Genomic DNA, 22033 nt, shown 5'->3' with positions numbered 1-22033 from the left:
TGAAAAATCGCACGAAAATACAGGATGGACAACTGACATGAATTACCACGAAAGCCTCTGGCTCTACTTCACCCTTCTCTTCGGCATCATCATCGTGCCCGGCATGGACATGCTCTTCGTGCTCGCCAACTCGCTGACCGGCGGCACCAAGCGCGGGCTGGCCGCCACCAGCGGCATCATGCTCGGCGGGGCCGTGCATTCGGCCTATGGTGCGGCGGGCGTCGGCATTCTCGTCGCCATGCTGCCGCAGACCTTCAACGTGCTGCTCTTTGCCGGCGTCGCCTATATGATCTGGATTGGCATTTCGCTGATGCGCAGCTCGATCAAGGTCGAGGCGGTCGGCCCCGGCACGGCGCGTTCCACCTGGAAGGCGTTCCGGCAGGGCGCGGTCACCTGCCTCGTCAATCCCAAGGCCTATATCTTCGTGCTCGCCGTCTATCCGCAATTCATAAAGCCGGAATATGGGCCGATCTGGCTGCAGGGGTTGATAATGGGCATCATGACCGTGCTCACGCAGCTCGCCGTCTACGGAACGCTCGCGATGACGGCCGGCCGCAGCCGCGATCTCCTGGTTTCCAACCCGAAGACGACTGCCGTCATCGGCCGTCTCGCCGGCCTGCTGCTGGTCGTCATCTCCGCGATCAGCCTCTGGCAAGGGTGGAAGACAGCCTGATCTTGCCTATTTTTATCACATTGTTTTTATGAGGATCCGGCTAAACGTGACTATGCGAGCACATGGATTTTGTCATGATCCCGGTGCAAATTGCCCTCGACCGGCTTCGCCGGTGGAACAATGGAGAGAGAATCATGAATTGGAAAACAGTTGCGGCGGCTGTTGCGTTCGCCGGCATTGCCCTCGGTTCGGCCATGGCCGTCGACGGCACGCATGACGCACGTATTGGAATGATGAAGCAGATCGGTGGCGCAGCAGGCGCGCTGTCCGCCATCGCCAAGGGCACCAAGCCGTATGATGCGGATGCCGTGAAGACGGCGCTGACGACGATCGCCACCACGGCGAAGGCCTTCCCGGACCAGTTCAAGCCGGGCACCGAGACGGGCGACGAGGAAGCAAGCCCGAAGATCTGGGAAAACATGGATGACTTCAAGGCACGCGCCGCGAAGCTGTCTGCCGACGCCGAAACCGTGCTCGCCCAGCTTCCGGCTGATGCCGCCGGCGTCGGCGCTGCGCTGAACACGCTCGGCGGCAATTGCGGTGGCTGTCATCAGCTCTATCGCATCAAGAAGGACTAGGCGATAGAGCTATTCCCGTATGATCTCGCGATCCGCATCGGCCCTTGCCGCCGGTGCGGATCGCCTTATTCTCCCCGGCAGCGGGGCCGGGGCCGGCAAACCCGGGAATGTCCCTTGATATCGACAGTAAGGAGAGGCGGCGCATGGTCCGCAGGTTCATCCGCTTTGTGCTCTGTCTCATCGGCATCGTCGTGATCGGCGGCGCAGCCTTCTACTTTATCACCGCGCCCGATCCGCTGCCGGAAAGCCATTGGGCCAATCTCGGCGCGCCCGACGTTGCGAATGGCGAGAAGGTGTTCTGGGCCGGCGGCTGCGTCAGCTGTCATGCCGCGCCCGGTGCGAAAGACGATGCGAAGCTGACGCTGACCGGCGGTCTCGCCCTGACGAGCCCCTTCGGCACCTTCCATGTGCCCAACATTTCTCCGGATGAACAGGCCGGGATCGGCCGCTGGACGCTGGCCCAGTTCGGCAATGCCATGAAGCGCGGCGTCGGCCCCAATGGGCAGCATCTCTACCCGTCCTTCCCCTACGGCTCCTATACGCGCATGAGCGACAAGGACGTCAACGATCTCTTCGCCTATCTGAAAACGCTGCCGAAGAGCAGCAACGTCGCACCGCCACATGAACTGCCGTTCCCGTTCAACATCCGCCTGGCGCTCGGTGGCTGGAAACTCCTCTATTTCAACGACCAGCCGCGCGTCGTGCTCGCCAATGCCGACGACAAGCTCAAGCGCGGCCAGTATCTGGTCGAGGGCCTCGGCCATTGCGGCGAATGCCACACCCCACGCGATTTCCTCGGCGGCTTCGTCCGCGATCAGTGGCTCGCCGGCGCGCCGAACCCGGAAGGCAAGGGCCGCATACCCGATATCACGCCGGGCTCGAAGAGCGTCGGCTCCTGGAGCGAGGCCGACATAACCAACTACCTTCAGACTGGCTTCACCCCGGATTTCGACTCCGCCGGTGGCCAGATGGTCGACGTGCAGCAGAACATCGCCCATCTGCCGCAGTCCGATATCGAAGCGATCGCAGCCTATTTGAAGGCCGTGCCGAGCAAGTAGCGTCTGCCTGGGGCAAGCGCCGCAAGCCACACTGCCACCATGAAGCACCCGACCCTTGAGGAAACAGACGCTGCGATTGCTCGCATGCAGGACCGGCTTGCCGCGCGCAATGCCGTTCTTGCGCGCTGGTTTTCCGACACACTTGCTGTCATGGAAGCAAAAATCGCGAGCCGCCTCGATGATCCCGGCGATCTGGCGCAGGCAAGGGCTGCGGCCTTTTTGTTTGTAAAGAGGGCGCTTCACCAATGGGCGAGCCGCCCGGTGCATGAGGTGGCGCCCGGAGACAGCCTCCCGAAAGAGGCTCGACGGCTCAAATGATTGGCATGCTTGCTAGCGCTCAGGCCGCCTTCGGCTGATGCTCCGCACCAAAGATCTGCACATAGGTGTCGAGCTCTTCGCTGCCGAAGCCGAGTGCCCGGTAGATCTCTGCCGTAAAGGTAATCGGCGCCGAACCCGGCGCAGTGACGATCATGCCGGAGCGAACTGCCTGCGGTCCCTCACGGTAATGCGCTTGGCCATGATAGCCCTCGGCGCCGGCGAGGAGATCGGGGGCGTTGCTGGTATGGGCAACCTGGTCGAGAGCACCGGCACGCGCCAACGCCAGCGTCCCGCCGCAGATCGCAGCGGTGAGCTTGCCGCGTGCGATGAAGTCGTTGATCACGGGCGAAAGGTCGGGCGTCTTTTCTGTCTCCCAGATGGTGCCGCCGCAGATGACCAGCGCATCGAAGGCGTCGCCATGCAGGTTCTCGGCTACCGCATCGGGTGCCACTCGCATGCCGCCCATGGAGCGCACTTCCGCGCCGCCGGGACTTGCCGTCACCACATCGAAACCGAAATGGGTGCGGGCGGAGGCAGCAAGCTGCCCCACTTCCCAGTCCGCGAAGCCTTCGGTCAGAACCACCGCCAGTCGGGTCATGCTTTCCTCCCTTGCAAGATGGCCGAGCGGCTGTAGCCACTTACGACAAAGCCTGCATATAGCGCATGCCGGTGACCGGGCGAGGGGTGAAATCCATCTGTTCGTAGAATCGGTGCGCCTTGAGATTGCCGGTCGCAGCGCTGACGGAGAGGTAATCGCAGCCCGCAATACGTGCCGTTTCGCGGGCGCGGTCGACGAGAAGCTGGCCTGTGCCATGGCCGCGATGGCCATCGCGTACGAAGAGGTGATGCAGATCCATGCCGCGCTTGCCCTCCTGCGCCCTGTAGAGTGGAACGAGGATGGCGTAGCCGATCAGCCCGTCGCTACCATCAGCGACGAGGGCCGAAATCCACGGCGTCGGGCCGAAGAGATCGCGTTCGAGCTGTGCAGGTGTGGAAGCCGAGATGTCGCCGTGATGGGCGGCAAGCAGGCCGATCATTTGGTGGAGTTCGGATATGTCGCGGGGTTTGGCGGCGCGGATCGTCACGACCGGCGGTCGCATGAGCGATATTTCGCTGTCTTCGATTTCAAGCATGGTCTTCGCGTCCTTTTTGAGTTTATGCCGCCAGGACGCTGCTGATACAACAAAGCCGCCTGACGGCGGCTTGTTGACATTATGATCTGTCTCGGCCGCCCTTTACAGGTACAGCCAAAAATACGAGCGGTTATGGTGCGCGTTCTTGATCATGCGCCATACATTCTCCGAAACCGCCCGTTTGTCAATGGCAGATGCAGGCCAATCAGGCCGCACTGGCGGGTATGGCACAGACACCTGCCGCGCAGCCTTCAGCCTTGTCACTGGGCGCCGCCGCTGGAATGGGTGCCGCCAGCGCCATGCCGATGCGCGTGCCGAGAGCGATATCGTCTTCGACCCCGAAGGCATGATGCAGGATAGCACCATCGCGGCCGATCAGGACCGAGGAGGGCGTTCCCCTGAAACCATAGCGGCGCATCGTCACCGGTATGTCGGAACGCCCGTCCGCCTGATCGACACCGATTGGCGCGGTCAGCCGATATTCATGGATGAAAGCCCTGAGCACGGTTGGTGTCATCGCTTCGTGATGCTCGAAGACCGTGTGCAAGCCGATGACTTGAAGATCCGTGTTGGCGAAGATGCGCTCGATGCGGCGCACTTGCGGCAGGCTTTCGGCCACGCAGCCGGGGCAGAGCAGCTGGAAGCTGTGCAGGTAAATCACCTTGCCACGCAATCCGGCGATGGAGAGCGGTTGAGGCGTGTTGAACCATTCGCTGACGGAAAGTTCCGGTGCGAGTGTCAGATCGGACATGTCGAAATCCTTGGTCGTTGGGCAGGCCTTCGCATCATCAGTTGCATCCGGGGCGCAATGGGATAATCCTGCCTGGCGTTTTCTTTCTCTATTTGCCTGGAGAGAGGAAAGAGCCGGTCCGGCGATGGCAGTCGACGGACCGGGCACGCGGGTTGTGAAAATCGCCTTGTCGCCCTTGGTGACAATCTGCGTTTCAATGATGTCGAACGAGGCCCTCACGCTCTTCGACGGCTCGGCCGTGACGGGATGGGCCACGGCTGAGCCGAGCCAAAGCGACAGCGTTCCGGCGATGGCTGCGCCGGTGATCAACTGCCTTAACATTTTGGACTTCCTTCTCTTTCTAGGTTGCCTGGAGAGTGCGCCTATCCTTTTTCAAAGGCGTCCCAGGTGGCAGCCCGGGTTGCCGGATCGGCGGTTTCATGGTCACGGCAGTCGATGCGCAGTTCATTCCTGCCGAAGGCCGCGTTCACGAAATTGCAGTGGTGCGGTTTGGCAGCACCAGAATGCTGGTAGGGGCGGAAGTAGCGACAGCTCGTGCACATCCGCTGGATCGGTATGGCGTTTGCCTCCTGCAGATGCCGGATCATCTTGACGAGTGACAGCAGCAGGCTCTCCTGTTCGCTCGCGGAGAGCGAACGGGCGGCCTCCATCGCCGCCGTTTCGATCGGCGAAACGGAGCCGAGCGCTGCCGTTCCCTCGACCGTGATGCGGATCGCGGTGGCGCGCTTGTCGTCGGGAGCGCTCGCCTTGGCGACGAGCCCCTTGCGCTCCAGTGCCGCAATCGAATCCGTCGCCGTCGGCTGCGAGACGCCGAGATGCGCCGCAATCTCCTTCACCCGTGCGCCATTGCGACCGGCGAGAAATTCGAGGATCGCAAGCTGCGTCGGCTTCAGCCCGGCCTTTTCGGCCTTCGACCATTCGTCGCTGCGCATTGCGATTGCGATGCGCGACAGGCCTTCGCTGATGCGGTTGTCGATCGATGTGGGGTCTTTAGGCGTTTCCATGCACGTAATATATAGGAGTCCTATGTAATTTCAAGGACAATTGCGCTGTATTGCCGCTTTCGTTTTTCGGGAGGGTAATATAGGGTACCCCCCTATCCTACATTAGAGACTGCCATGTCCCATACGACCCATCAGAAGAAGAAACTCATCGCCCGTGTCAGTCGCATCCGTGGCCAGCTCGAGGCGGTCGAGCGCGCGCTGGAGGGCGAGCGTCCCTGTGGCGAGATCCTCCAGCTTCTCGCCTCCGTGCGCGGCGCGCTGACGGGGCTGACGGGCGAGGTGCTGGACGACCATTTGCACGAACATGTGCTGCATGCCGCCGACGAGAAGGCGAGGGCGGAGGCAGTCGAAGAAATATCGGAAGTCTTGCGAACCTATATCCGCTGAACCGGATCGATAAGGAGCTGGCGATGAGTGCCGGAACGAATACCCATGGACATGAGCATATCTTCCTGGGGCAGGACCATGCCCGGAACGAACACCGCATCTGGCTGGTGATCGCGCTGACGGCGGTCATGATGGTCGTCGAAATCGGCGCCGGCACCATTTACGGCTCGATGGCCCTGGTGGCCGATGGCTGGCATATGTCCACCCATGCCAGTGCGCTGCTCATCTCTGCGCTCGCCTATCTCTTCGCCCGCAAGCAGGCCCGCAACCCGCGCTTCACGTTCGGCACCGGCAAGCTCGGCGATCTAGCCGGTTTCGCGAGTGCCATCATTCTGGCAATGATCGCGCTGCTGATGGGGTGGGAAAGTTTCCTGCGCATCACATCGCCCGTGCCGATCAGCTTCAGCCAGGCGATTGCCGTCGCCGTCATCGGCCTTGCCGTCAACCTCGTCAGTGCCTGGCTCCTCAGCGGTGGCGGCCACGACCACCACCATCACGGTCACGGGCATGATCACCATCACGATCATCATCATGCCCATGGCCATGATCACCATGGTCATGCGGATAACAATATCCGCTCCGCCTATATGCACGTCATCGCCGACGCGCTGACCTCGGTGCTCGCCATCGCCGCGCTCACCTTCGGTAGCCTTTATGGCTGGCTCTGGCTCGATCCTCTGATGGGCATTGTCGGCGCTCTCATCATTGCGCAATGGTCCTGGGGTCTGATGAAATCGTCCGGAGCTGTGCTGCTTGATGTGCTCTCCGAGGGTGAGACGCTGCCGGATGAGATCCGCGGCGCAATCGAAGGAGACGGCGACAGCATCACCGATCTGCATGTCTGGCAGGTCGGTCCCGGCCACCATGCAGCGATCGTCGCCGTAATGACACCACAGCTGCGCGACACCGCTTTCTACAAGGAGAGGCTCGCGAGCCTGGACGAGTTGTCGCATGTGACGGTGGAGGTCACGCACGCTGCCTGATCCCGCCAAAAAGCCGAGATGCCGCCGCAATCGGGCCTTACGCCTGTGATCCTGATTCCCCGGAGGTCTTCATGAATCACAGCCTCACCCGCCGCAGCTTCATGGGCTCCGCCTTGCTGCTGCCTGCATTGGGCTTTGCCCCTCTCGCACGCGCTGAGCAGCARGACGCCGATATCGACAAGCGGCTTGCAGCACTGGAAGCGCGCATTGGCGGGCGTCTCGGGGTCTCCGTTCTCGACAGCGACACGAATGTTTCCTTCGGCTATCGCGGCAGCGAGCCCTTCGCCATGTGCAGCACCTTCAAGGTTCTGGCCGCCGGCCTCGTTCTTGCCCGTGTCGACAAGGGCGATGAGAGCCTCGACCGGCCCGTCAAATACGGCAAGGAAAAGCTTGTCACCTATTCCCCCGAGACCGAAAAGCATGCGGGCGGCGACGGCATGACGATGGCCGAGATCTGCAAGGCCGGCATTACACTGAGCGACAACACTGCCGGTAATCTGATGCTGGAAAGTTTCGGCGGCCCGGCTGCACTTACCGACTGGCTGCGCTCGATCGGCGACGGCACGACAAGACTCGACCGCATGGAAACCGCACTGAACGAGGCCGCGAAAGGCGATCCGCGCGACACCACGACGCCGGATGCAATGCTCGATTCACTCGGCAATATCGCTCTCGGCTCGGTTCTGGCAGAAACCTCTGCAAATCAGCTGGTCGACTGGATGATTGCAAACACGACCGGCGGCGCGCGCCTGCGCGCAGGCCTGCCCAGCGACTGGAAGATCGGCGACAAGACTGGAACAGGCGACAACGGTTCGGCCGGTGATATCGCCATCATCTGGCCGCCGAAGCGCGGCCCCATCGTCGCCGCCGTCTATATGGCGGAAACGACGGTCAAGATGGACGAATTCAATCCCGTCTTCGCCGAAATCGGCAAGATGATCACTGAGATGGTGTAGGCCGCCAACAGCGTCGCGGTCGGTCGGACTCAACGAAAAAACCGCAGCCCGGTTCGCGGCCTGCGGCTTTCGAAAGATTTAGGTGATCGATCGGCAACTATCAGCCGTTTTCGGCCTAGTCGGTGGACTTCGTATTGCTTGCCTGCGCAGTCGCAGGATCAGTGGTGCCGTCTCCACCGCCTTCGATGCCGGCGAGCTCGCGCTTGATCTGCTCGGCGATTTCCTTCTCTATCGCCGCGCGCTCGTCGGCAGGCATCGCCTTCAGATCGTCTTCGGTGAGATTATGGGCTGCCAGATAGCGGGCGCGGATGAATTCTTCCGGCGTCATGCTGCTCCAGTCGGAGAATTCGTCGACCAGGCTCTTATGTGCTGCCTTGGCTTCCATTTCTGCATCAGAGGGTTGGTTGATATAGGTCTCGTTGCCGGCCTGCACCGCCCACATCGTATTGGCGATGGACGGCGGGGTGGTGCTCGGCTGCAGGCCGGCGCCGGACTGGTTGCGCGTGCTGCCGCCAAATTCCTCGGTCTGCTTGTTCTTGGATTTGCCCTGCTCGAAGAGCGAGCCGAGGCCAGAGTAAATTGAGAGGTTGCTACCGATTTCCATGAAAAATCCCCCTGAAAAACCGGCTGCACCATTCTCCCCGGAGCCTGTCTGAGGCTTGCGTCTCTGCCAGAGGGCGAGCAAATCTTTGGCCACCGCTTAATCCAGCAGGAAATCGATCATCGTCCTCGTCGCGGCCGAGAGACGGCGATGCGGCGCGTAGACCAGCGAAAAAGGGCGCGAGCGCCCGCTGATGTCAGGGAGAATCTCGATCAGGCTGCCGCGATCGATCCTGTCGCGAACGATGAAGTCGTAGCTCTGGCAGATGCCCATGCCGGCTTCGGCCAGTGATACGACGCCCAGCACATCGTCGTGGATCTCGATCGTCCCCTCCGGCGTCCAGTCCGTCTCCGCGCCATCGATTCGAAACAGCCATGGCGCCGGCCTGCCGGTGCTCGGCATGAAAAACGGCAGGCATCTGTAGCCTGCCAGGTCTTCGATCGTCCGGGGCGTGCCCGTGCGCTTGAGATAATCAGGCGAAGCGACGAGCCGCAGCGGCGCGTCTTCCAGCTTGCGGCCGACAAGCCCGCTGTCCGGCAGCGGCCCGAGGCGGATTGCCAGATCGTAGCCTTCGGCGACCAGATCGACATTTCGGTTGGTGATGCTGACTTCGACATGCACATGCGGATGGGCAGCACAGAAGCGCGTCAGTTTCTCCGGAAGCCGGAAATGGCCATAGGTGGTGGAAACGCTGAGACGAACGCGGCCGCTAAGCGCTCCGTCCTGTCCCTGAATGGCGCGCTCGGCATCTTCGATCAGCGAGAAGGCCGCTCGCGTCTGCTCCAGATAAGCGCGGCCGGCCTCGGTGAGGCTGAGCCGCCGCGTCGTGCGCCGCATGAGCTGCGCACCAAGCCGCGTCTCCAGCCGCGTGATCGCCCGACTGAGCACCGAAGGCGTGGTTGCAAGCGCGATCGCGCCACCGCTGATCGAGCCTTTTTCCACCACGGTGACGAAGGCTTCCACATCGCCGAGATGATCGAAACGCCGCATGATTATAACCTTTTAAGAACAGATGATTTCCACCGGTGCTGCTTTATCCTCTCTGAAGGAGATAATAAACCTTTGTCATCGAATGCATCACGGCTTTCGCAAGCCGATCAAACATCAGGAGAAAGCGATGACATCCGCAACAAAGCCCGTACTCTTCGTTCTGACCAGCCATGGCGTCAAAGGCGACAGCGGTCAGCCGACCGGCTTCTACCTCGGTGAAGTAACACACCCGCTGGCTGTCCTCGATGCGGCCGGCATCAAGGTCGAGTTTGCCTCGATCGAGGGCGGGGAACCGCCGGTCGATGGCCTCGATCTCGAGGATGCGACGAATGCCCGTTACTGGAACGACGAGACATTTCGCCATGCGATCCGCGGCACGGCAAAGCTCGTTGATATCGATCCTATCAACTATTCGGCGATCTTCTTTGCTGGCGGCCACGGCGCCATGTGGGATCTGCCGGAAAGCCCTGCTGTGCTTGACGTTACGCAGAAGATCTTCGAAACCGGCGGCATCGTCGCGGCGGTCTGCCACGGTCCGGCAGCGCTGGTAAACGTCAAGCTCAGCGACGGCAGCTATCTCGTTTCCGGACGCAACGTCAGTGCCTTCACGGATTCCGAGGAGCGGGCGGTCGGTCTCGACAAGACGGTTCCGTTCCTGCTCGCCAGCACGCTCATCGAACGCGGCGCCAGCCATCATCCGGCGCCGGATTGGAATGCCAAGGTCGTGGTTGATGGCAGGCTCGTTACAGGCCAGAACCCGCAATCTGCTACCGGTGTCGGCGAGGCGATCCGCGACCTGCTCACCGCCTGACAGTTGCCAGAGCACCGGCCCAATATCAGCGGGCCGGTCCAGTCGTTATGGTAGCGTGTAGGCGATCACATAATCGCCCGGCTTGGTGCCAACAGAACCATGCCCGCCGGCGACCATGACGACATATTGCTTGTTGTCATCGGTCGTATAGGTCATCGGCGTTGCCTGTCCGCCGGCCGGAAGACGTGCTTCCCAGAGCTGGCGTCCGTTCGTCACGTCATAGGCGCGCAGATAGTTGTCGACGGCAGCACCCAGGAAGGCGACGCCGCCCTTGGTCACCATCGGCCCGCCGATGCCGGGCACGCCAACCTTGAAGGGAAGAGGCAGCGGCGTCATGTCGTGCACCGTCCCGTTCTTGTGCATATAGGCGATGCGGCCCGTGCGCAGATCCACGCCAGCGACATAGCCCCATGGCGGCGCCTGGCAAGGGATCTGCAACGGCCCGAGGAACGGACCCATGAACACACCGTAGGGCGCGCCGTCATTGCGGTTGAGGCCCTGTTCGCTTCCCTTCTCATCCTGCCCGCGCGGCGGAATATCGGCGGCCGGCACCAGGCGCAAGGTGAAGGCGAGGTAGGTCGGCATGCCGAACATAACCTGCCGCTCGGGGTCGACAGCGACGGAGCCCCAGTTGAAGGTGCCGAAATTGCCGGGATAGACGATCGTTCCCCGCAGCGACGGCGGCGTGTAGCGGCCCTCATATTTGTAGCGGTGGAATTCGATGCGGCAGGCAAGCTGGTCGAACAGCGAGACACCCCACATATCCTTTTCCTGCAGTGGCTCCGGCGAGAAGGTGAGATCGGAGATTGGCTGCGTCGGCGCCGTGTGATCCTCCGGGATAGCGCCACCAGGCGCCGGGATTTCCTTGAAGGGAATGATCGGCTGGCCGGTGCGCCGGTCGAGCACGTAGATATCGCCCTGCTTGGTGGATGCCACCAGCGCCGGCACCGCCGTTCCGTCCTGTTTCGTCAGATCAAGCAGCACCGGTTGGGCAGGGACGTCCATGTCCCAGAGATCGTGGTGGACGAATTGCTGCACCCAGCGCAGCTGGCCTGTATTGATGTCGAGCGCCACGACCGAAGAGGAGAATTTCTCGACATCGGCGCTGCGGTTCATGCCGAGCTGGTCCGGCACCTGATTGCCGAGCGGGATATAGACCATGCCGAGTTGGTCATCGACGCTGAAGACCGACCAGCTGTTCGGCGAATTCGTCGTGTAATGCTGCCCCTCGGGCAGCGGCGTCGTCTGGTCCGGATTGCCGGAGTCCCAGTTCCAGATCAGCGCGCCGCTGTTGATGTCATAGGCGCGGATGACGCCGGACTGTTCTTTCGTCGAATAATTATCGTTGACCGCCCCGCCGATGATGATCTTGCCCGCAACAGCGACCGGCGGCGAGGTGGAGTAATAATAACCGGCCGGATTATACTGCATGCCGGCCTGTAGCTGCAGCACGCCCTGTTCGGCAAAACTGGTGCAGACCTGCCCGTTGGTCGCATCGAGCGCGATCAGCCGTGCATCCGAAGTCGGCAGGTAGACGCGCTCCTTGCAGGGCTGGCCGGCCGGCGTGGCCTCATCGCTGTAATAGGTGACGCCACGGCAGGTCTGGTGTTGCCGGTCCGGGTTCATGCCGGAATTGGCGTCATATTTCCATTTCTGCTGGCCGGTCTTGGCATCGAGCGCGATCGCCCAGTTGTGCGGCGTGCAGAGATAGAGCGTGTCGCCCACCTTCAGTGGCGTCACCTGATAGGTCGTTTCCCCGACATCGTCAGGCCGCTTCACGTCGCCGGTCTGGTAGCGCCAGGCCTCTTTCAGGGTGGAGACATTCTGTGCAGTGATCTGGTCGAGCGGCGAATAGCGCTGGCCATAGGGCGTGCGGCCATATTGGTGCCATTCGCTATCGGGCACATTGCCGCCGAAGGCTGGCGTTGTGGCAACCGTCTGTATCGGCAGATCGCCCGCGAGATCATGCGGATCCGTCGTTATCGAATAGGCAGCGACGATGATGGCAGCGATGACCGGAATGGCGAGCGGCCAGGGATTGGCGCCGTAATAAGTGCCGGTCGGGCTGCGAAAGCCGAGCGGCCGGCGGATCCAGGGCGTCAGCAGCCAGATCCCGAAGAGGATGATGAGGCCGCCGCGGGGACCAAGCTGCCACCAGTCGAACCCCACCTCCCAGATCGCCCAGGCGAGTGCAACGACCACGAGCACCGCATAGACCCAGAGCGCCACGGCCTTACGCATGAGAAGCAGGCCTGCCGTCAGCAGGAACATCAGCCCCGCGAAGAGATAGAAGATGCTGCCGCCGAGCGTGACGAGCCAAAGCCCGCCGGTGCCCAGCGCCAGTCCAAAAATGATGAAGAGGATGGAGGTAATGACGATTGCCATAAGGCAGTCTCCCGCTGGTTAGCCGGATCGGAGAATGGCGAAAAATATACGCCGATCAGACAGATAGAGCGGGAGGCTTACCTTTCAACCGCCACAATTGGCAGCGGTCGCGGTGTCAGGCTTTTGCAAGCTCGCGGTCGATCGCCGAGACGAGGCGGTTATCGTCAGCCGTCACGTCGGGGGCGAAACGGGCAACGACCTTGCCGTTGCGGCCGACGAGGAATTTTTCGAAGTTCCAGAGGATTTCGTTGTCGTCGGAGGCGAGACCGGCGCCCTTCAGCCGTTCGCGCATCGGTCCTTCCCCAGTCGTTTCCACGGTGGAGCTTGTCAGGTTCTTATAGAGCGGATGTTTGTCCGGCCCCTTGACGGAAATCTTGGAGTACATCGGGAAATCGACGCCGAAAGTGCTGGTGCAGAAATCGAGGATTTCCGCGTCCGTCCCCGGTTCCTGGCCTTTGAAGTTATTGGCCGGGAAGCCGGCGATGACGAAGCCTCTCTCGCGCTTGTCGGCATAGAGCTTTTCAAGCCCTTCATACTGCACCGTCAGGCCGCATTTGGAGGCGACGTTGACGATAAGCAGCACCTGGCCGCGATATTCGTTGAGCGTCGTCTCGCGCCCCTGAACGGTCTTGACCGGAATATCGAGAAGATCAGTCATCATTATCTCCCTTTAGTATGACCCAGTTGATATCGACTTGTCGGAAATCAGGTTCCGCAGAAGGTCTGGAGCACCCGCTCTTCGGGCTTCGGCGGGTCCATATAGGCCGCAAATGTTGGCTGCTCGTCATAGGGGTGCGAAAGAACTGTCAGCAGCGCCTCGAACAGCGAGAAATCGCCGTCCTGAACGGCCGCCTCGATCGCCTGCTCGACCCGATGGTTGCGCGGAATGAAGGCCGGGTTGACCTGCTTCATCGCGGCAGCCCGATCACTGGGCGTCTGCGGATCGCGCGAAAGCCGTTCGCGCCAGCGCGTCAGCCATTCGGCAGTGGCAGTCGGCTCCCGGAAACTCGAGGCGAAGACAGCCTCCGCCGTCTCATCGCCTGCCAGGATTGAAAGCCGCCGGAAGGTCAACGTGAAATCCGCGTTCTCAGCCTGCATCAGCGCCAGTAACGACTGGATCAGTTCCAGATCGTCATCCTCAGCTGCGCTCAGGCCAATTTTGCCGCGCATGCACTGCAGCCAGAAGGCGTGGAAACGCTCGCCATAGGCCTTGATGATGGCATTGGCATGCTCGATCGCCTTGTCCTTGTCGGCATCGATCAGCGGCAGCAGCGCTTCGCCGAGCCGTGCCAGGTTCCATTGCCCGATACCCGGCTGATTGGCATAGGCGTAGCGCCCGTGCTGGTCGATCGACGAGAAGACCTTCATCGGATCATAGATATCCATGAAGGCGCAGGGACCGAAATCGATCGTCTCGCCCGAGATCGTCATATTGTCGGTATTCATCACACCATGGATGAAGCCGACCTGCAGCCAGCGCGCGATCAGCGCCGCCTGCCGGTCGCAGACAGATTCGTAGAGCGCGAGATAAGGATTCTCCGCCGCCTTCAGCTCGGGATAGTGCCGTTCGATGACATGATCGGCGAGCGCCTTGATGCCATCCTCGTCACCACCAGCGGCAAGATACTGGAAGGTGCCGACGCGGATATGGCTTGCCGCGACGCGCGTAAAGACGGCGCCCGGCAATATCTCCTCACGCCGCACGCCTTCGCCTGTCAACACGGCAGCAAGCGCCCGCGTGGCGGGAATGCCGAGCGCAAACATCGCCTCGCTGATGATATATTCGCGCAAGACTGGGCCAAGCGCCGCCCGCCCGTCACCACGGCGGGAAAAGGGCGTCTGTCCCGCACCCTTGAGCTGAATGTCGCGGCGCTCGCCGCTACGGTCGATCACTTCGCCGAGCAGGATCGCCCGCCCGTCGCCGAGCAGCGGCACGAAGTGGCCGAACTGGTGGCCGGCATAGGCCATCGCCAGCGGTTCGGCGCCTTCGGGCACGAGATTGCCGGAAAAGATCGCAGCGCCATCGCGCTTCAAAATATCGACATCGAGCCCCAGTTCTTCCGCGAGCGGCTCGTTGAGCTTGATCAGCCAGGGCTCCGCTACCTGTGTCGGCACTTGCGTAGCGAAGAAGCGCTGCGGCAACCGCACATAGCTGTTGTCGAAGCTGAAGGCCGTATCCGGCCGTTTTTTCTGCAGGGCGGAGGTCATGACTAATAGGTAGGGCCGCAGGTGCGGTCACGCAAGCCGATTTTGGCCCCGAAACCATTCCCTTCACGAAGGGCAAAAAAGTGCAAGGAATGGTGATCTGCCTTTACCTCTCGGCAAAGCAGATGTGCCATAAAAGACATAGCGCCGCCATGATTGCAGGCGTATAGCAAAATCATCTCCTCTTGGCAGTTTTGCCATGTCATCCCCCGCGGCCCTGTCGCCCCGTGTGCTCCGCTGCGCCTTTGCGAGTGATCCCTGACGATGTCGGATCAGATTTATCATGCGCCGATGGTTCGGCGCGCAGCACCCAATTTCCGGGTGATCGCGATGATTGTCGCGAGTGCCATGCTCATGGAAAATGTCGACGCAACCGTGCTGGCGACCGCACTGCCGACGATGGCGCGCGATTTCGGCGTCGACGCCCCGGCCATGTCGATCGCCCTGACCTCCTATCTGCTCAGTCTGGCGATCTTCATTCCCGCCAGCGGCCGCATGGCAGACAGTTTCGGTTCGCGCACCGTCTTCCGCTCTGCGATCGCCGTTTTCGTGATCGGCTCCATCCTCTGTGCCTTCGCGCCGACCTTGCCGTTCCTCGTGCTCGCCCGCCTGCTGCAGGGCATTGGCGGTGCCATGATGATGCCCGTTGGCCGTCTGGTGCTGATGCGCAGTGTCGACCGCAAGGATATGGTCAGCGCCATGTCCTGGCTTTTGGTGCCGGCGCTGATCGGCCCGATCGTCGGCCCGCCGCTCGGTGGCTTCATCGTCACCTATCTCGATTGGCGCTGGATCTTCTACATCAACGTGCCGATCGGCATCATCGGCATGATCTTCGTGTCGATTTATATCGACGAAGTGAAGGGCAAGGCGGCCGGCCCCTTCGATACGCTCGGCTTCATCCTCTCTGGTATCTCGCTCGGCTCGATGCTTTTCGGCTTCGAATTGTCTAGCCATGAAGGGCAGGGCTCGTTCTCGATCTTCCTCATCGCCATCGGCCTGCTCTTCGGCATTGCTTATCTGCGCCATGCTCGCAAGCATCCGGCCCCGATCATGGATTTCTCGCTGATGAAGGTGCCAAGCTTCGGCACCTCGGTCATCGCCGGTTCGCTGACGCGCATCACGCAGGGCGCACAGCCCTTCCTGCTGCCGCTGCTCTTCCAGATCGGCTTCGGCCTTTCGGCAGCTGCCGCCGGCCAGATCGTCATTTCCACGGCACTCGGTGCGTTGTTCATGAAGCCTCTGGCAAAGGCCGTCTTCCGCCGCGTCGGTTTCCGCCGAAGCCTTATTATCAACGGCATTCTCGGCACGATCGGTTATGGTCTCTGCGCCGCCTTCCGGCCGGACTGGCCGATGCCGCTGATCTTCATCGCGCTGGTGCTCAGCGCCTTCTTCATGTCGTTCCAGTTCACGGCCTACAACACCATCGCCTATGATGAGATCAGCCAGGATCGGATGAGCTCGGCAACGAGCTTCTACACTACCTTCCAGCAGCTGATGCTCTCGCTCGGCATCTGCATCGGTGCACTGGCGCTGCATGCCTCCATGGCCTTCAACGGTGTCGAAACGCCCGAGCTTGGTGATTTCTCCACCGCCTTCATCGTGGTTGCGATCATTTCGATTAGCGCCACCATCTGGAACCTGCGCTTCTCACCGACCGCAGGCGAAGAGATCAGCGGCTATAAGGCCAAGCAGACAAAAGGCGCCGCAGCCGGAAGCTGAGGCGCCTTCCTCTTCGTTAGAGGCCGATAGGCTTCCGCAATCGCCGGCGCCACGATGGACGCCCCTTGCGTTGGTCCGCCTGAAGCCCGTAGGCCATGCGGCTGTCGAGGTCCTCGAAAGCTGCAAGATCCATATCCTGCAATGCCACCTCCACAACCGCCTCCGGTTCGGCTTGCGTCTGCCGCCCTGTGATCGCAAACCACAGATCACGCCAGCTGCGCTGGCGCGTCATTGCCCCCACCATCGTCACAATCATGCCCTTCCGCTCGCCCCGTCACGCCGCCTGCGGCAGGCAGGCCTCGCAGATCGCCGCAACATGGCGGTGGTCGGTGCCGCAGCAGCCGCCGAGCACCCGCACCTGCGGCATGCGGCGAAGGAGTTCGCGGTAGCGTCGGCCGAGATCGGCAGGATCCCCCGCATCCAGCACCTCGCTGTTATCGAGTTGCTCATGGCTCATGGTCGAGGCATTGGCGCGGATGCCGGAAATGCGCTTCACCCAGGCGCTGCCGTGATCGAGCGCCCCTTCGAAATGCGTCGGGTGGGCGCAATTGATCATGTAATAGGCCGGCGATCCGCCGGTCGCCGCATCCGTCGTTTCGATCGCGTCCTGAATGCTGCGGCCGGTCACCAGCCTGCCGTCAGTCTCCAGCGTGAAGGAGATCGCGCAGGGCATGCCGAGCGTTTTGGCTGCACGCGCAATGCCGATTGCCTCGTCGATGTTGGTCAGCGTGAAGGCGGCGACCATATCGGCCTCCGTGCCGGCGAAGGTCTCGATCTGGAAGGCGTGGTAGTCCTCCGCCTCGTCGGCGCTCATCACGCCCGCCTTGTAGCCGTCGCCGCGCGGGCCGATAGCGCCGCTGATGACGATTGGCTGCTCCGGCCGCTCATAGGCGTGGCGTAAGCCCACGAGAAGCTCGACGGCTTGCTCGTTTGCCGCTTGCAGCGCCTCGGTCGTATAGTTGAGCTTCTGGCCCCAGTCGGGATTGGCACGCCATGTGGCGGTGTCGAGCACGAAACCCGTTCCGTGCCGCCGGGCGATATCCAGATAGCGGCGATAGTAATTCTTCGTGCGCTCCCGTCCGTCCTCAGAAGCCAGCAATACGAAGGAGGCGAAATGCGGAAGCTCGATGCCGTCGTGGAAGATCATCGTGGTTTCCATGCCGCCATCGCTAATGAAGGTGCCGCCCTTTAGCTGCGGCAGCCCATGCCTGTACTTTGCCATTGTGAAACCTCTCCTGTCGCGGCGCCAGTAATGGCTGCCGTCGATGGTGATGTTCTGCCGCTTAATCTGATGCCAAACTAGGCGACTTGCGGTATACTACTGCGGGTTTCGAATTTTGCGGATTGAAATCAATCCCTTGCATGGGCCAATGCTGCCGGGGGCGGAGCCAGGCCCGATCTTGCTGCGCAGAAAACTGTACCGCGGGTACAGGAGGGGAACATGCGAAAGGGCGAGGAAACGCGGAATCGCATCCTTGATGTGGCAGAAGCAGCGGTCTTGCAGAAGGGTTTCGGCGGCACGTCCATTGAGGAACTGATCGTCGAGACGGGCATCACCAAGAGCGGCTTCTTTTACCACTTCAAGGACAAGAACGAGCTCGCGAAAGCGCTGCTCAACCGCTACATCGAGAACGACGAACGCATCTATGACGAGATCTTCAGCCGCGCGCGCGATCTGATGGATGATCCGCTGCAGTCCTTTCTGCTTGGCTTGAAGCTGCTCTCCGAACTGGTGGCCGACCTGCCGAACGGCCATCCGGGCTGCCTGGTGGCGACTGTCTGCTACTACGAGCGGCTCTTCGACCGCGAGATCCAGGAGACTAACCGCAATGCCGTACTCGCCTGGCGTCGCCGCTTCGGCCGCATGTTCCGCGAGATCATGGCCGTCTATACGCCACGCGAGCCCGTGGATGTCGACCAGCTCGCCGATATGGTCTCTTCGGTGCTCGAAGGCGGTATCGTTCTCTCAAAGACGCTGAAGGAGCCGAATACGCTCGCCGAACAGGTGCTGATGCTGCGCATCTTCGTAAGGATGCTCTTCCTGCCGGCCATCGAGTCGCCGCTCGTTGCCGTCAGGCACGACCAGATCTACGGCACGGTGAGGAGTGGCGGACTTTAGGTTTTGCCGTCTTCCAGCTCAGCTGCCAAGTCGGCGAGCTTGCGCACGGTGTTGAGATTGCGGGAGGTACCCGCCTTCAGCGCCGGCAGCTTCAGCTTCGATCGGCCGGAGCCGATGGGATAGTGCACATAGATCTCGCGCCCGGCCAGCTTTGCTTCCTCGCCATCGGGCGCCGCCATCTTGTCCAAGGCATCTTTAGGTGCTGCTTCCGGCAGGAAATAGACCAGCAGAAAATTGGGTTTGGCCTTGGGGAAGGGCGCGTGGGCGATGATGCCGTCAAGTTCCTTGCGGCTGCGCACCATCACGCCCGGCCTCTTGCCCAATTTCTTGCCCAGCGCGTTGTCGAGCTTCTCCTCGACTGCCTTTTCGGCCTCATCAGAGCGGAACAGGACGTTGCCGCTCTGGATGTAGGTCTTCACATCGGAAAAGCCGAGCCCCTCGCATATCGCCTTCAGCTCCGCCATCGGCAGGGAGCTCGTGCCGCCGACATTCACGGCTCTCAGCAGCGCGATATAGACGGCCATTTCTCCCTCCCTTGACTGCGTGGCGTGCGCAGGGCACGCCACATTCGGCTCCTACATCTTGCCTGCCACCTTGACCGCAAACGCATATTCGAACGCGATCTCTTCGAGCCGCTGGAAGCGCCCGGAGGCGCCGCCGTGGCCGGCATCCATATTGGTCTTCAGCAGGATGGGCGCATTGCCTGTCGTCTTGTCGCGCAGCTTGGCGACCCACTTCGCCGGCTCCCAATAGGTGACGCGCGGGTCGGTCAGGCCACCGAGCGCCAGGATCGGCGGGTAGGGTTTCGCGCCGACATTGTCATAGGGCGAATAGGCGGCGATCTGCTCGTATTCTTCGCGGCTCTCGATCGGGTTGCCCCATTCCGGCCATTCCGGCGGGGTGAGCGGCAGTGTGTCATCGAGCATGGTGTTCAGGACGTCGACGAAGGGAACGGCGGCGATGAGACCGGCGAATTTCTCCGGTGCCATGTTGGCGACCGCCCCCATCAGCATGCCGCCGGCCGATCCGCCCTCGGCGATGATGTTCGCGTAAGACGTGAACTTCTCCTGATTCAGATAATCAGCGGCAGCGATGAAGTCCTTGAAGGTGTTGGTCTTCTTGTCCATCTTGCCGTCTTCGTACCAGGCAAAGCCCCTGTCCTTGCCGCCGCGGATATGGGCGATGGCATAGACGAAGCCGCGATCGGCAAGCGACAGGCAATTGGTGTTGAAGCCGGCCGGAATGGTGATGCCATAGGCGCCGTATCCGTAGAGCAGGCAGGGCGCGGAACCATCGAGCGGCGTATCCTTGCGATAGAGCAGGGTGACCGGCACTTTCTCCCCATCCCATGCCGGCGCGAAGACGCGGCGAGTGACGTAGTCGTCAGGATTATGGCCCGATGGTACTTCCTGCGTCTTGAGCAGCGTGCGCTCGCGGGTGACCATGTTGTAGTCATAAAGCTGCGAGGGCGTCGTCATCGAGGAATACGAGAAGCGGATGACGTCGGTGTCGTATTCGGCGGCACCCGAAAGGCCGAGCGAATAGGCTTCCTCGTCGAAGGCGATTGCATGTTCTTCGCCGGTGCGGCGGTCGCGGATCATGATCTGCGGCAGGCCGTCCTTGCGCTCGAGCCACAGGAGATGGCGAGCATATGCCATGTGGCTGATGATGAGCGTGCCCGGCTTGTGCGGTACGACCTCGCGCCAGTTTTCCTTGCCCGGCTTTTCAACCGGCGCTTCCATGATCTTGAAATCCTTGGCGCCGCCGTCATTGGTGAGGATGTAGAAGACGTCGCCGCCCTCTGTCAGCGAATATTCGATGCCTTCCTCGCGCACCGCCACCAGCTTCGGCTCGGCCGTCAGGTCCTTGGTCGAAAGCAGCCGGTATTCGCTCGTTTCATGGTCGTGGATATCGATATAGATGAAGTCGTCGAGCAGCGAACCGCCGACGCCCATGAAGAAGCCGGCGTCCTCTTCCTCGTAGACCAGACGGTCGTCGCTCTGCGGCGTGCCGAGAATGTGGTGAAAAACCTTCGAGGGGCGGTGGTTCTCGTCAAGCGCCGAATAGAAGAAGCTCCTGCCGTCAGGCGCCCAGACCCCGCCGCCGCCGGTATTCTCGAGCACGTCGGACAGGTCTTCGCCGGTCGCCAGATCACGAACCCTCAGCGTGAAGAATTCCGAGCCCTTGTCGTCATAGCCCCAGATGCCGCGGCTGTGGTCCGTGCAATGGTCGAGGCCGGCGAGCCGGAAATAAGCCTTGCCGGCGGCTTCCTTGTCGCCGTCGAGAAGGATGATGCGGATCGTCTCGTCCTTTACGTTGCCATCGCGCGGAATGCGGAAATAGCGCGGCTGCTCGCCGCCGGTGACAAAGGAGGTGCCGTAGGCATAGGTCCCATCCTTCATCGGTACTGAGCTGTCGTCTTCCTTGATGCGGCCGCGCATCTCGGCAAACAGCGTCTTCTGCAGCGGCTTGGTGTCTTCCATGGCCGCATTCATGTAGCCGTTTTCGGCTTCCAGATGGGCGCGGATATCGGGGTCGAGGATGGAGGGATCCTTGAACATGGCCTGCCAGTTGTCGGCCCGCAGCCAGGCATAATCGTCGGTCCGCGTGATGCCGTGGCGCGTGTCGGAGACGGGTCTTTTTTCAGCGGCGGGCGGGACAGGCAGGTTCTTGAAAGCGGTCAAGGAAAGCTCCGTAAGGGCGGTGTCGGTGGGCAAGAGATAGAGGTGCTGCAGGTCAGGATCAAGCGTCAGCCGGTGAACCTTATTGAGACAAGATGACCGGCGCGTCGCCTTGATGTCACCACATTGTTTAAGAATGTCCGCTGGCATTGCGCGAAAATTGCACCAGCGTCGGGTCCCGGCAAGCGGTCGGCGGCAGCGTGACGAATACATAACAGTAAAGGTTTCCCCGTAATGCCGAAACGTCTGGTCCTGTTTATGTCGCTCGCGGGCCTTGCCGCCTCGTCCGCCCTTGCGGTCGATCCCGCCATCAAGAAGCAGCTCGAAAAGCTCGATCCGGCCACCCGCCTTGAGCAGAGCTGCGATACGGAAGCCATGAGCCGCRTCAACAGTGACGGCACGGGCTTCCGGCCGGACAAGGTCATCGCCTACACCTTCAAGGACCCGATCCCGAGCGATGACCGCCTCGAAGCCCCGGGCGCCGTCTTCCGCAGTAAGGGCGACTGGTATCATCTCTCCTATACCTGCATCACCGGCCCGCAGCACATCAACGTTCGCGACCTGAAGTACAAGATCGGCGACAAGGTGCCGAAGGATAAGTGGACCAAATATTATCTCTATGATTGAGCCCTTGGCCTCTTCTTTGCTCTTCCGCATTCCCGTGACAGGCACAGGAATGCG

General features: G+C 61.4%; 24 protein-coding genes. 11 read left to right on the top strand and 13 right to left on the bottom strand.

What is annotated here, in order from left to right; translation table 11 throughout:
• Window positions 1-37: 37 nt before the first annotated feature.
• The 4 genes from AC1DTN_RS23990 to AC1DTN_RS23975 all read left to right on the top strand — a co-directional run bounded on the left by AC1DTN_RS23990 (window position 38) and on the right by AC1DTN_RS23975 (window position 2627).
• Window positions 38-673, top strand: coding sequence for a LysE family translocator (locus tag AC1DTN_RS23990; protein ID WP_439014368.1), 636 nt, complete (start codon window positions 38-40; stop codon window positions 671-673).
• A 134-nt stretch (window positions 674-807) separates the two neighbouring features.
• Window positions 808-1251 (top strand): c-type cytochrome, encoded by a 444-nt coding sequence (locus AC1DTN_RS23985; RefSeq protein WP_439014369.1) that lies wholly within the window; start codon window positions 808-810, stop codon window positions 1249-1251.
• Window positions 1252-1394: 143 nt separating this feature from the next.
• Complete coding sequence (locus tag AC1DTN_RS23980) at window positions 1395-2309, top strand: cytochrome c (RefSeq protein WP_113323211.1); 915 nt, start codon at window positions 1395-1397, stop codon at window positions 2307-2309.
• Between the two features lie 39 nt (window positions 2310-2348).
• Window positions 2349-2627 carry a hypothetical protein gene (locus AC1DTN_RS23975; protein WP_113323212.1) on the top strand — a complete coding sequence of 93 codons (279 nt, stop codon included), beginning with the start codon at window positions 2349-2351 and terminating at the stop codon, window positions 2625-2627.
• A gap of 19 nt (window positions 2628-2646) precedes the next feature.
• Here AC1DTN_RS23975 and AC1DTN_RS23970 read toward each other — a convergent pair whose 3' ends face one another.
• The 4 genes from AC1DTN_RS23970 to AC1DTN_RS23955 form a co-directional block, all read right to left on the bottom strand.
• On the bottom strand, window positions 2647-3225 hold the full coding sequence (locus AC1DTN_RS23970) for a type 1 glutamine amidotransferase family protein (RefSeq protein ID WP_113323213.1): 579 nt from the start codon (window positions 3223-3225) through the stop codon (window positions 2647-2649).
• A gap of 40 nt (window positions 3226-3265) precedes the next feature.
• Window positions 3266-3760 carry a GNAT family N-acetyltransferase gene (locus AC1DTN_RS23965; RefSeq protein WP_310378008.1) on the bottom strand — a complete coding sequence of 165 codons (495 nt, stop codon included), beginning with the start codon at window positions 3758-3760 and terminating at the stop codon, window positions 3266-3268.
• A gap of 205 nt (window positions 3761-3965) precedes the next feature.
• Window positions 3966-4832 carry a thioredoxin domain-containing protein gene (locus tag AC1DTN_RS23960; RefSeq protein WP_477922922.1) on the bottom strand — a complete coding sequence of 289 codons (867 nt, stop codon included), beginning with the start codon at window positions 4830-4832 and terminating at the stop codon, window positions 3966-3968.
• 41 nt (window positions 4833-4873) lie between these two features.
• Complete coding sequence (locus tag AC1DTN_RS23955; protein ID WP_439014371.1) at window positions 4874-5515, bottom strand: MarR family winged helix-turn-helix transcriptional regulator; 642 nt, start codon at window positions 5513-5515, stop codon at window positions 4874-4876.
• A 114-nt stretch (window positions 5516-5629) separates the two neighbouring features.
• On the opposite strand from AC1DTN_RS23955, the gene dmeR reads away from it, so the two are divergent.
• From dmeR to bla, 3 genes are all read left to right on the top strand, one after another.
• On the top strand, window positions 5630-5902 hold the full coding sequence (gene dmeR, locus AC1DTN_RS23950; RefSeq protein WP_007816163.1) for a Ni(II)/Co(II)-sensing transcriptional repressor DmeR: 273 nt from the start codon (window positions 5630-5632) through the stop codon (window positions 5900-5902).
• 23 nt (window positions 5903-5925) lie between these two features.
• The gene (gene dmeF, locus AC1DTN_RS23945) at window positions 5926-6885 is read left to right on the top strand and encodes a CDF family Co(II)/Ni(II) efflux transporter DmeF (RefSeq protein ID WP_439014372.1); all 960 of its coding nucleotides are present in this window, start codon (window positions 5926-5928) and stop codon (window positions 6883-6885) included.
• 71 nt (window positions 6886-6956) lie between these two features.
• Complete coding sequence (gene bla / locus AC1DTN_RS23940; protein WP_439014373.1) at window positions 6957-7841, top strand: class A beta-lactamase; 885 nt, start codon at window positions 6957-6959, stop codon at window positions 7839-7841.
• Window positions 7842-7956: 115 nt separating this feature from the next.
• On the opposite strand, the gene AC1DTN_RS23935 is transcribed toward bla, so the two are convergent.
• A complete protein-coding gene (locus AC1DTN_RS23935; protein WP_439014374.1) occupies window positions 7957-8445 on the bottom strand; it encodes a hypothetical protein in 489 nt (162 codons plus the stop codon).
• A 96-nt stretch (window positions 8446-8541) separates the two neighbouring features.
• Complete coding sequence (locus AC1DTN_RS23930; RefSeq protein WP_310377985.1) at window positions 8542-9432, bottom strand: LysR family transcriptional regulator; 891 nt, start codon at window positions 9430-9432, stop codon at window positions 8542-8544.
• Window positions 9433-9559: 127 nt separating this feature from the next.
• On the opposite strand from AC1DTN_RS23930, the gene AC1DTN_RS23925 reads away from it, so the two are divergent.
• Window positions 9560-10243 carry a type 1 glutamine amidotransferase domain-containing protein gene (locus AC1DTN_RS23925; protein WP_439014375.1) on the top strand — a complete coding sequence of 228 codons (684 nt, stop codon included), beginning with the start codon at window positions 9560-9562 and terminating at the stop codon, window positions 10241-10243.
• 45 nt (window positions 10244-10288) lie between these two features.
• Here AC1DTN_RS23925 and AC1DTN_RS23920 read toward each other — a convergent pair whose 3' ends face one another.
• The 3 genes from AC1DTN_RS23920 to AC1DTN_RS23910 form a co-directional block, all read right to left on the bottom strand.
• Window positions 10289-12628, bottom strand: a complete 2340-nt coding sequence (locus tag AC1DTN_RS23920; protein ID WP_477922918.1) for a glucose/quinate/shikimate family membrane-bound PQQ-dependent dehydrogenase — start codon at window positions 12626-12628, stop codon at window positions 10289-10291.
• Window positions 12629-12743: 115 nt separating this feature from the next.
• On the bottom strand, window positions 12744-13289 hold the full coding sequence (locus AC1DTN_RS23915) for a glutathione peroxidase (RefSeq protein WP_439014377.1): 546 nt from the start codon (window positions 13287-13289) through the stop codon (window positions 12744-12746).
• A 44-nt stretch (window positions 13290-13333) separates the two neighbouring features.
• Complete coding sequence (locus AC1DTN_RS23910) at window positions 13334-14836, bottom strand: protein adenylyltransferase SelO (RefSeq protein ID WP_439014378.1); 1503 nt, start codon at window positions 14834-14836, stop codon at window positions 13334-13336.
• 261 nt (window positions 14837-15097) lie between these two features.
• Here AC1DTN_RS23910 and AC1DTN_RS23905 point away from each other — a divergent pair, with 261 nt between their 5' ends.
• Window positions 15098-16552, top strand: a complete 1455-nt coding sequence (locus AC1DTN_RS23905) for an MDR family MFS transporter (protein WP_439014379.1) — start codon at window positions 15098-15100, stop codon at window positions 16550-16552.
• Window positions 16553-16568: 16 nt separating this feature from the next.
• Here AC1DTN_RS23905 and AC1DTN_RS23900 read toward each other — a convergent pair whose 3' ends face one another.
• Window positions 16569-16808 carry a hypothetical protein gene (locus AC1DTN_RS23900; protein ID WP_439014380.1) on the bottom strand — a complete coding sequence of 80 codons (240 nt, stop codon included), beginning with the start codon at window positions 16806-16808 and terminating at the stop codon, window positions 16569-16571.
• A gap of 18 nt (window positions 16809-16826) precedes the next feature.
• Complete coding sequence (locus tag AC1DTN_RS23895) at window positions 16827-17774, bottom strand: homocysteine S-methyltransferase family protein (RefSeq protein ID WP_439014381.1); 948 nt, start codon at window positions 17772-17774, stop codon at window positions 16827-16829.
• A 219-nt stretch (window positions 17775-17993) separates the two neighbouring features.
• On the opposite strand from AC1DTN_RS23895, the gene AC1DTN_RS23890 reads away from it, so the two are divergent.
• Entirely contained in the window at window positions 17994-18671 is a 678-nt protein-coding gene (locus AC1DTN_RS23890) for a TetR/AcrR family transcriptional regulator (protein ID WP_113323227.1), read from the top strand.
• On the opposite strand, the gene AC1DTN_RS23885 is transcribed toward AC1DTN_RS23890, so the two are convergent.
• Window positions 18668-19195 (bottom strand): DUF1697 domain-containing protein, encoded by a 528-nt coding sequence (locus AC1DTN_RS23885; protein ID WP_439014382.1) that lies wholly within the window; start codon window positions 19193-19195, stop codon window positions 18668-18670. The two genes, AC1DTN_RS23890 and AC1DTN_RS23885, sit on opposite strands and share 4 nt — an antisense overlap.
• 51 nt (window positions 19196-19246) lie before the next feature.
• Entirely contained in the window at window positions 19247-21355 is a 2109-nt protein-coding gene (locus AC1DTN_RS23880; protein ID WP_439014383.1) for a S9 family peptidase, read from the bottom strand.
• Between the two features lie 231 nt (window positions 21356-21586).
• Between AC1DTN_RS23880 and AC1DTN_RS23875 the strand changes: the two genes are divergently transcribed.
• Window positions 21587-21979, top strand: coding sequence for a DUF930 domain-containing protein (locus tag AC1DTN_RS23875; protein ID WP_477922912.1), 393 nt, complete (start codon window positions 21587-21589; stop codon window positions 21977-21979).
• Window positions 21980-22033 lie beyond the last annotated feature (54 nt).

Source organism: Rhizobium sp. 01T444 (genome assembly GCF_056398305.1).
Note: the sequence above shows the minus strand (reverse complement) of the source record. Positions and strands in the feature narration are given on the sequence as shown.

Bases quoted from the DNA above. Each gene is read 5' to 3' on its own strand.
- AC1DTN_RS23975 (WP_113323212.1), top strand. From the start codon at position 2,349: ATGAAGCACCCGACCCTTGAGGAAACAGACGCTGCGATTGCTCGCATG.
- AC1DTN_RS23900 (WP_439014380.1), bottom strand. From the start codon at position 16,808: ATGATTGTGACGATGGTGGGGGCAATGACGCGCCAGCGCAGCTGGCGT.
- AC1DTN_RS23895 (WP_439014381.1), bottom strand. From the start codon at position 17,774: ATGGCAAAGTACAGGCATGGGCTGCCGCAGCTAAAGGGCGGCACCTTC.
- AC1DTN_RS23890 (WP_113323227.1), top strand. From the start codon at position 17,994: ATGCGAAAGGGCGAGGAAACGCGGAATCGCATCCTTGATGTGGCAGAA.
- AC1DTN_RS23985 (WP_439014369.1), top strand. From the start codon at position 808: ATGAATTGGAAAACAGTTGCGGCGGCTGTTGCGTTCGCCGGCATTGCC.
- AC1DTN_RS23965 (WP_310378008.1), bottom strand. From the start codon at position 3,760: ATGCTTGAAATCGAAGACAGCGAAATATCGCTCATGCGACCGCCGGTC.
- AC1DTN_RS23920 (WP_477922918.1), bottom strand. From the start codon at position 12,628: ATGGCAATCGTCATTACCTCCATCCTCTTCATCATTTTTGGACTGGCG.
- AC1DTN_RS23930 (WP_310377985.1), bottom strand. From the start codon at position 9,432: ATGCGGCGTTTCGATCATCTCGGCGATGTGGAAGCCTTCGTCACCGTG.
- AC1DTN_RS23970 (WP_113323213.1), bottom strand. From the start codon at position 3,225: ATGACCCGACTGGCGGTGGTTCTGACCGAAGGCTTCGCGGACTGGGAA.
- AC1DTN_RS23885 (WP_439014382.1), bottom strand. From the start codon at position 19,195: ATGGCCGTCTATATCGCGCTGCTGAGAGCCGTGAATGTCGGCGGCACG.
- AC1DTN_RS23960 (WP_477922922.1), bottom strand. From the start codon at position 4,832: ATGTTAAGGCAGTTGATCACCGGCGCAGCCATCGCCGGAACGCTGTCG.
- AC1DTN_RS23990 (WP_439014368.1), top strand. From the start codon at position 38: ATGAATTACCACGAAAGCCTCTGGCTCTACTTCACCCTTCTCTTCGGC.
- AC1DTN_RS23925 (WP_439014375.1), top strand. From the start codon at position 9,560: ATGACATCCGCAACAAAGCCCGTACTCTTCGTTCTGACCAGCCATGGC.
- dmeF (WP_439014372.1), top strand. From the start codon at position 5,926: ATGAGTGCCGGAACGAATACCCATGGACATGAGCATATCTTCCTGGGG.
- AC1DTN_RS23910 (WP_439014378.1), bottom strand. From the start codon at position 14,836: ATGACCTCCGCCCTGCAGAAAAAACGGCCGGATACGGCCTTCAGCTTC.
- AC1DTN_RS23935 (WP_439014374.1), bottom strand. From the start codon at position 8,445: ATGGAAATCGGTAGCAACCTCTCAATTTACTCTGGCCTCGGCTCGCTC.
- AC1DTN_RS23915 (WP_439014377.1), bottom strand. From the start codon at position 13,289: ATGATGACTGATCTTCTCGATATTCCGGTCAAGACCGTTCAGGGGCGC.
- AC1DTN_RS23980 (WP_113323211.1), top strand. From the start codon at position 1,395: ATGGTCCGCAGGTTCATCCGCTTTGTGCTCTGTCTCATCGGCATCGTC.
- AC1DTN_RS23905 (WP_439014379.1), top strand. From the start codon at position 15,098: ATGTCGGATCAGATTTATCATGCGCCGATGGTTCGGCGCGCAGCACCC.
- AC1DTN_RS23955 (WP_439014371.1), bottom strand. From the start codon at position 5,515: ATGGAAACGCCTAAAGACCCCACATCGATCGACAACCGCATCAGCGAA.
- dmeR (WP_007816163.1), top strand. From the start codon at position 5,630: ATGTCCCATACGACCCATCAGAAGAAGAAACTCATCGCCCGTGTCAGT.